This is a genomic window from Allostella sp. (genome assembly GCF_041913585.1).
Classification (GTDB): domain Bacteria; phylum Pseudomonadota; class Alphaproteobacteria; order ATCC43930; family Allostellaceae; genus Allostella.
This window is the reverse complement of the sequence record NZ_JAYSFE010000229.1, coordinates 1-3,648: the sequence shown is the minus strand read 5'-3', so window position 1 is coordinate 3,648 and position 3,648 is coordinate 1. Positions and strand designations below refer to the sequence as shown.

At 71.8% G+C, this 3,648-nt stretch carries 2 protein-coding genes; both read left to right on the top strand.

The genetic code is table 11. From position 1 onward, the window contains the following. Positions 1–1,650, top strand: a 1,650-nt coding sequence (locus tag ACE3Q3_RS23400; RefSeq protein WP_374450109.1) for a hydantoinase B/oxoprolinase family protein, incomplete at its 5' end; no start/stop codon positions are given. A 19-nt stretch (positions 1,651–1,669) separates the two neighbouring features. Then, on the top strand, positions 1,670–3,648 hold a 1,979-nt coding region (locus ACE3Q3_RS23395; RefSeq protein WP_374450106.1), incomplete at its 3' end, for a molybdopterin-dependent oxidoreductase.

Genomic DNA, 3,648 nt, shown 5'->3' with positions numbered 1-3,648 from the left:
CTCTCCCAGATCCATACCCAGATCATGTGGAACCGCCTGATCGCGGTCGTCGAGGAGCAGGCGCAGACCCTGATCCGCACCGCGTTCAGCCCGATCGTGCGCGAGTGCGGCGACCTGTCGGCCGGGGTGTTCGACCTCCGGGGCCGGATGCTGGCGCAGGCGGTGACGGGGACGCCCGGGCACGTCAACTCGATGGCGGAATCGGTGAAGCACTTCCTTCGCCACTTCCCGGTCGAGACGATGGAAGAGGGCGACATCTACATCACCAACGACCCGTGGATGGGCACGGGCCACCTCAACGACTTCGTCCTGACGACGCCCTGCTTCCACCGCGGCAAGCTGGTGGCGCTCCTCTCCTGCACCAGCCACCTCATGGACATCGGCGGCATCGGCTTCGGGCCGGACGGCAGCGACGTCTTCATGGAGGGGCTCTACATCCCGATGCTGAAGCTCGCCTCGCGCGGGGTGATGAACGAGACGCTGCTGGCGATGATCCGCGCCAACACAAGGCTTCCCGTCGACACCGAGGGCGACGTCTACTCGCTCGCCGCCTGCAACGACGTCGGCTGCAAGCGGCTGGCCGAGATGATGGACGAGTTCGGGCTGGACAGCCTCGACGACCTGGCCGAGCACATCATCCACCACTCGCGCGAGGCCGTGCTGGCCGAAATCCGCCGCCTGCCGCAGGGGTCCTGGAGCTTCCGCATGACGGTCGACGGCTTCGACCAGCCGATCGAGCTGGCCGCCACCGTCACCGTCTCGGCCGACGGCATCCATGTCGACTACGAGGGCACCTCGCCCGCGTCCGCCAAGGGCATCAACGTGCCGATCGCCTACACCACGGCCTATACCTGCTTCGGCCTCGGCTGCGTCGTCGCCGCGCAAATCCCCAACAATGCCGGGTCGCTGGAGCCGCTGACGGTCTCGGCCCCGCCCGGCACCATCCTCAACGCGCCCTATCCGCTGCCCGTCTCCTCCCGCCACATCACCGGGCAGATGCTGCCCGACATGGTCTTCGGCTGCCTGCGCCAGGTGGTGCCGGACCGGGTGCCGGCGGAGGGCACGTCCTGCCTCTACAACATGACCTTCCGCGGCCCCTCGGCCGACAAGCCGGACAGCAAGTACGGCTTCGCCGTCACCATCACGTCGAACGGCGGCACCGGCGCCCGGCCGGCCAAGGACGGGCTGTCGGCGACCGCATATCCGTCCGGCGTGCGCGGCACCCCGGTCGAGATCGCGGAATCCGTCACCCCGCTCCTCTTCTGGCGCAAGGAGCTGCGGCCGGATTCGGGCGGCGCCGGCGTCACCCGCGGCGGCCTCGGCCAGGTCATCGAGATCGAGAGCGCGGACGGCCTGCCGGTCGAACTGCTCGCCGCCTTCGACCGCATCGACCATCCGCCGCGCGGCCGCGACGGCGGGCAGGACGGGGCGGCCGGCTCGGTCGGGCTCGCCTCGGGCCAGCGGCTGAAGGGCAAGGGCTCCCAGCTCGTGCCGCCGGGCGAGCGGCTCATCATCCAGACCCCGGGCGGCGCCGGCATCGGCGACCCGGCGGCCCGCCCGCGCGACGCGGTCGCGGCCGACCTGCGCGACGGGCTGGTGACGGCCGATGCCGCCGCCCGCATCTACGGCGCGGCCGAGGCGGCCGAGTAGGGAAGGGCGTCACCCGACGATGCCTCAGGACCAGGCGACGCCGCGTTCGGCGTTCCCCACCACCGCCACCCACTGGGGCACCTATCGCAGCGAGGTGCGGGACGGCCGGCTGGTCGCCCTGCACCCGTTCGAGCTCGACGGCGACCCGTCGCCGATCGGCCGCTCGCCGCCGCCCGTCATCGACGGGCCGTTGCGCATCAAGGGGCCGATGGTCCGCCGCTCCTGGCTGGCGCGGCGCGAGCGCGCGGGCGGCGAGGGCAGGGGGGCCGAGCCCTTCGTCGAGGTCGGCTGGGACGAGGCGCTGGACCTCGTCGCCGGCCAGATCGCCCGCGTGCGCGAGGGCTTCGGCAACAAGGCGATCTATGCCGGCTCCTACGGCTGGGCCAGCGCCGGGCGCTTCCACCACGCCCAGAGCCAGATGCGCCGCTTCCTCAACCTCGTCGGCGGCCACACCCGCTCGGTCAACGCCTACTCCTATGCCGCCGCCCAGGTGATCGTGCCGCGGGTCATCGGCGACCCGCGCGGCCTGCTCGACGACCACACGCAATGGCCGGCGATCGCCGAGGGGCGGGGGCTGGTCGTGATGTTCGGCGGGATGCCGATGAAGAACGCCCAGGTTCATTCCGGCGGGGTCAGCCGGCACACCGTCCGCGAGGGGCTGCTGCAATGCAAGGCGGCAGGGTGCGAGTTCGTGCTGATCGGTCCGCTGCAGTCCGACGCGGCCGACTTCCTGGCGGCCGAATGGCTGCGGCCGCGGCCCAACACGGACACCGCGCTGATGCTCGGCCTCGCCCACACGCTGGTCGCCGAGGGCCTGCACGACCGCGCCTTCCTCGACCGCTATACCGAGGGCTTCGACCGCTTCCTGCCCTACCTGACGGGGGAGAGTGACGGCCAGCCCAAGGATGCCGACTGGGCGGCCGCCATCGCCGGCCTCGACGCCGGCACCATCCGCGGCCTCGCCCGGCGCATGGCGGCCAAGCGGACGATGATCTCGGTCGGCTGGTCGGTGCAGCGCGGCGACCATGGCGAGCAGCCCTACTGGATGGCGATCACGCTGGCCGCCATGCTGGGACAGATCGGGCTCGCCGGCGGCGGCTTCGGCTTCGGCTATGCCGACATGAACGGCCAGGGCAACCCGGTGCGCGCCTTCCCCTGGCCGTCGGTGCCCCAGGGCATCAACCCGGTCAAGGACTTCATCCCCGTCGCCCGCATCGCCGACATGCTGCTGAACCCGGGCGCCCCGTTCGATTTCGACGGCGGCCGCCACGCCTATCCCGACATCCGCATGGTCTACTGGGTCGGCGGCAACCCCTTCCACCACCACCAGGACCTCAACCGGCTGGTGCGGGCGTGGCAGCGGCCCGAGGCGATCGTCGTCCACGAGCAGTTCTGGAACCCGCTCGCCCGCCACGCCGACATCGTCCTGCCGGCGACCGTGCCCTTCGAGCGCAACGACCTCTCCTGCGCCGGCAACGACGGGCACCTCGTCGCCATGCACCGCGCCGTGGCACCGGCCGGCCTCGCCCGCAACGACCACGACGCCTTCGCCGACTTGGCCGACCGCTTCGGCCAGCGCGACGCCTTCACCGAGGGCCGCGACGAGATGGGCTGGCTGCGCCACCTCTACGCCGTCATCCGCCAGCGCGGCGCCCGCCTCGAGGTCGACTTCCCGGAGTTCGACGAATTCTGGGCGAAGGGCTGGTTCGCGCTGCCGGCCCGCGAGCGCCCCTTCGTGCTGATGGAGGAGTTCCGCACCGACCCGGTGGCGAACCGCCTCGCCACGCCGTCCGGCCGGATCGAGATCTTCTCCGCCACCATCGACGGCTTCGGCTACGACGACTGCCCCGGCCATCCCGCCTGGATGGAGCCCGCCGAATGGCTGGGCGGCGCCGGCGCCGACCGCCACCCGCTGCACCTCATCTCCAACCAGCCGGACCGCAAGCTGCACAGCCAGTACGACCACGGGCCCTGGTGCCGCGAGGCCAAGGTCGCCGG